The 4,624-nt window shown below is 64.1% G+C and carries 4 protein-coding genes and 1 pseudogene; all 5 read right to left on the bottom strand.

Annotated elements, in window-relative coordinates:
- The coding region (locus tag I5W_RS06320; protein ID WP_374702122.1) for a PAS domain-containing protein at window positions 1-899 on the bottom strand (899 nt) is incomplete at its 3' end.
- Window positions 900-1,080: 181 nt separating this feature from the next.
- A complete protein-coding gene (locus tag I5W_RS06315; protein WP_026052012.1) occupies window positions 1,081-1,536 on the bottom strand; it encodes a MaoC family dehydratase in 456 nt (151 codons plus the stop codon).
- A gap of 54 nt (window positions 1,537-1,590) precedes the next feature.
- Window positions 1,591-2,619 carry a GGDEF domain-containing response regulator gene (locus I5W_RS06310; RefSeq protein WP_017451749.1) on the bottom strand — a complete coding sequence of 343 codons (1,029 nt, stop codon included), beginning with the start codon at window positions 2,617-2,619 and terminating at the stop codon, window positions 1,591-1,593.
- Between the two features lie 25 nt (window positions 2,620-2,644).
- Window positions 2,645-3,667 (bottom strand): chemotaxis response regulator protein-glutamate methylesterase, encoded by a 1,023-nt coding sequence (locus I5W_RS06305; RefSeq protein ID WP_017451748.1) that lies wholly within the window; start codon window positions 3,665-3,667, stop codon window positions 2,645-2,647.
- Window positions 3,664-4,624 (bottom strand): annotated as a pseudogene (locus I5W_RS06300) (response regulator); the annotation flags it as partial. The gene I5W_RS06305 and the pseudogene I5W_RS06300, both read right to left, overlap by 4 nt.

Genomic DNA, 4,624 nt, shown 5'->3' with positions numbered 1-4,624 from the left:
ATGTCGGTGGTGGTGCCGATCATGCGCAGCGCATTGCCGGCCGCATCGCGCGCCACCACCTTGCCGCGGCTGCTGATCCACTTGTAGCTGCCATCGCGGCAGCGAATGCGGTGCTCCACCTGGTAGGTATCGGATTGCGAGGCGAAATGCTGGCGGATGGTTTCCTGCACATAGGGCAGGTCTTCCGGGTGAATGCGCTGGTAGGCATCTTCCAGGTGGCTGGAGAGTTCCCAGTCCTCGTAGCCCAGGATGGCCTTCCAGCCGCGCGAATAATACATCTCGCCGGTGACTGCATTGCGGTCCCAGATACCGGTGCCGCTGCCTTCGATGGCCAGCGCCATGCGCTCATCGGCCACTCCCGGCGCTTCACGCTCGACCCGCGTATGGACAGGCACCAAGGCGCGCTCGATAGCCAACATGGCCATCGATACGGCGGCGCCGACGGCCTCGCGGTAATCCGGTTCCAGATGGGCCGGATCGGCCAGCGCACGGGTCTGGGCACACACTGCCAGGATTCCCGCCACGGCGCCGGCAAAGGAGCGCAGCGGGAGTATTTCCAGCAGACAGAGCTGATGGCGCTCACCCAAGGCAGTGAAACTGTGCCAGAACTGCGGCGTATCGGGATCTGGCACCGGCAGTGCGCAGACTTCAGTCAGGAACTGCGGCGTCATGCGCGGTGCCGCGCCCACGCGCATCCGCTGGGTCTCGGGGTCGAACAGGAAAATGGCCAGTGCACGCTGCGGATAGTGGCATGAAAACCCGCTGGCGATACGATCCAGCAACTGGTCCAGCGGCGCCCCGCGGGCAATGTAGGAGAGCGTGAGATTGTTGAAGGCGAGCGCCTTCCGGTAGCAATCGGATTCGACGTCGAGCGGAGGTATCGGGCGTTCTGACATCATGAGAAACGTGATCGGCGAAGACGCGGCGGCAACGCTGACAAGCGCGACCGAATGCTTGCACATTAGCACCTTATGACAATTCCTGACCACGGCCTGAATCAAAATTCATCCGTGCAGTCGCTGCCGATGCTGCCAGACTACAAATGCATGAGTTTGCGCGAGGAAGTCGGCCGGGTCCGCATCAATAACGCCGCACCAGGAACTCGGCCACACACACCGGCTTGTCCGCCCCCTCGCACTCCACCGTGATGCCCCAGGCCAGTTGCACGCCACCGGGAATATCCTCCACCGCTTCCAGGCGGATGATGCCGCGCACCCGGCGCCCTACCGGCAGGGGCGCCGGGAAGCGCACCCGATTCAAGCCGTAGTTGAGCAACAAGCGTACGTCCGGCCCCAGGCTGATCGCCTCGGACAGCAGGCGGGGCAGCAATGCCAGCGTCAGGAAGCCGTGTGCCACGGTGCCGCCGTAGGGCAGTTCACGCGCGGCACGCTGGACATCGACGTGGATCCATTGATGGTCGCCGGTGGCATCGGCGAAGCGATCTACCTGCTCCTGGGTGACGGTGATCCAGTCGCTGCAGGCCACTTCCTGGCCGGCCAGTGATTTCAGTTCTTCCAGGCTGGCGATGGTACGCATGGTCATCTGTTCCTTGCTGTTCTTGGTGATCTGTCCTCTGGCGTGCGAGATGGGTCAGCCATCCTGCCACACCACGCGATTGCGGCCCTGCTGCTTGGCCAGGTAGAGACGGCGGTCGGCCATCTCGATGAGTTCGCTGATGTCCTGCTCCTGCCCCGGTATCACACAGGCGGCACCGATGCTCACGGTAAGCCAGGCGCTGATGTCGGACCGTTCATGCGGCACTTGGTTCGCCTCGATGCGCTGGCACAGTTTCTGGCCCAGGCTGTGGGCGCCTTCGATGGGGGTGCGCGGCAGGATCATGGCGAATTCCTCGCCACCGAAGCGCGCCGCCAGGTCGGCCGGGCGCTGGATGGTGTCATCGATGATCTGCGCCACCCGCCGCAGCACAGTGTCGCCGGCCACATGACCGTAGTTGTCGTTATAGCGCTTGAAGAAATCGACGTCGATCAGCAACAGCGACAGTGGCACCGCATCGCGCCGCGCCCGGCGCCATTCGGCGCCCAGGTAGTCGTCGAAATAGCGGCGGTTGGCAATGCCGGTCAAGCCATCGGTATTGGTCAGGCGCTGCAGCTCGAAATTGGTCTTCTGCAGTTGCTGCTGGCTCTCGCGCAGGGCGCGGTAGGCGGCATCACGCTGCAACAGGTTGATGTAGGAGCGCGAGTGATAACGCAGCCGCGCCACCAGTTCGATCACGTCCGGCAGCTTGACCATGTAATCGTTGGCGCCGCCGGCGAAGGCATCGCGCTTGATCTCGGGGTCGTCGCGCGAGGACAGCACGATGATGGGCACATTGGCCAGCACCGGGCTGGCGCGGTACTGGCGCACCAGCGTCATGCCATCCACACCGGGCATCACCAGGTCTTGCAGGATCACCGTAGGCCGGGTCTTCTCGGCCACCGCCAGCGCTTCATCGGCGCGGGTACAAAAGTGAAAATCGATATGCTCTTCGTTGATCAGGGCGCGCCGGATCGCCTCGCCCACCATGGGCTGGTCATCCACCAGCAAAACCATGATCTTGTATTCGTCCGACGGCAGCAGGGGCGTGCCGGTCAGATTGCCGCTCGCAGGGTCCGAGCTCATAGTACATTCCTTCTGTTCAATCGCATCATGCCGCTGCCAACAGGGCTTGCAGCCGGGCCGCCATGGCGCTGACCGGCAACACGTCCACCGCCGCACCGAGCGCCACGGCCGCCTTGGGCATACCGTAGACGGCGCAGCTTTTCTGGTCCTGGGCCAGGGTGTGGTAGCCATTGTCGCGCAAGGCCTTCAGGCCGGCCGCGCCATCGCGGCCCATGCCGGTGAGCAGCACGCCGGTGGCATGGCCTGGCCAATGCCGCACGATGCTGTGGAAAAAGGCGTCCACCGAGGGGCGGTAGACGTCCGCAGGGGCGCCATCGCGATAACCGAGACGACTGCCCTCCTTGAAAACCAGGTGCCGGTTGCTGCCGGCCAGCAGGACTTCGCCGCGACGCGGCAAGTCACCTTCGATGGCCAGCCGCACGCGCAGCAACGATTGCTGTTGCAGCCATTGCGCCATGCCCGCCGCAAAGCTCGCGTCGATGTGCTGCACGATCACGATGCTGCCGGCAAACTCGCGCGGCACCTGCTTGAGCAGCGTCGCCAGCGCTGCCGGGCCACCGGCCGAGGCACCGATGGCGACCAACGGCGCCAGATCTTCCTGCCCCGCCGGGGTCAGCGCTGGCAGGCAAGGCCGCACCGGGGCACTCATCTCTTCCGGACTCAAGCGCCCGAGGTTATCGATCTTTTCGATCAGGGCCGCCGCATCGCGCTTGCCGGCTACCCCGATCAAGGCCGGGGTCTGAGTAGCATCAAGGGCTCCATGGCCCATGGCTTCGTAGATCTTGGCAGCGCTGGTGTCCATGTCGGACGTGACCACCAGGATGGCGCAGGGCGTCTCCTGCATGATGCGGCGGGTGGCTTCCACCCCATCCATCTTGGGCATGAGCAAGTCCATGAGCACCACATCGGGCAATTGCCAGGCGCACATCTGCACCGCCTGCTCGCCATCGCGGGCGATCCAGATCAATTCGTGGCGGCCACTCTCGGCAATCACCCGGCGCAGCACTTCCACCATCATGGGGGTATCGTTGACGATGCCGATCTTCACGATGTTGCCTCTCCAATCAAATCCGTGACAGCCTGCAACAGGCTTTCGTCATGAAAACTGCTCTTGGTGAAATAATGGTCGGCACCCGCAGCCAGGCCGCGCTGCCGGTCTTCCTCGCGATCCTTGTAGGAGACGATCATCACCGGTAACGATTGCCATTGCGGGGCGCCGCGAATGAGGCTGACCAGTTCGATGCCATCCATGCGCGGCATATCGATATCGGTGATGACCAGATCGAAGTGTTCGGCGCGCACCGCATTCCAGCCATCCATGCCATCCACCGCTACCGTGACCTGGTAACCACGATGGGTGAGCAACTTGCGTTCCAGCTCACGCACGGTGAGCGAATCGTCGACCACCAGTACCTTCTTGCGCGCGACCACCGTCGCTGGGCCACTGCCCTCCTGATCCACCGTCTGCAGGCGCCCGGACGAGGTCAGCTTTTCCACCGTGCGCAGCAGGTCGGCCACATCCAGGATCAGCAGCGGCGCGCCATCTTCCATCAGGGCGCCGGCCAGGATGTCGGGAATCTTGCCCAGACGCGCGTCCAGCGGCTGCACCACCAACGTGCGCTCGCCCAGGAAGGCATCCACCGCCACCCCATAGCTGCGTTCCTGCTCGCCGATGACCACCACGCACACACTGCCATCGCGAGCGCGCCACTGGCCCTTGTGCAGCACCTGATGGGCACTGATGAGGCCGACCTGGCGACCCTCGTGGTGGAAGTGCTGATAGCCTTCCAGCGTCTGCAGCGCCTCGGCCGGCAGGCGCAGAGTACGATTGACGGAGGCCAGCGGGAACGCATACGGTTCGCCGGCAATTTCCACCAGCAGGCTGCGGATCACCGACAACGTCAGCGGGAGCTGCAGCAGGAAGCGACTACCCTGCCGGCCCGGGTGGCAATGCGGATGGTGCCGCGTACCTGCTTGAGCATGTCGGCCACGACGTCCAGCCCCA

The organism is Herbaspirillum sp. B65 (assembly GCF_000333555.1).
GTDB classification, from domain to species: Bacteria; Pseudomonadota; Gammaproteobacteria; order Burkholderiales; family Burkholderiaceae_D; genus Herbaspirillum; species Herbaspirillum rubrisubalbicans.
Note: the sequence above shows the minus strand (reverse complement) of the source record. Positions and strands in the feature narration are given on the sequence as shown.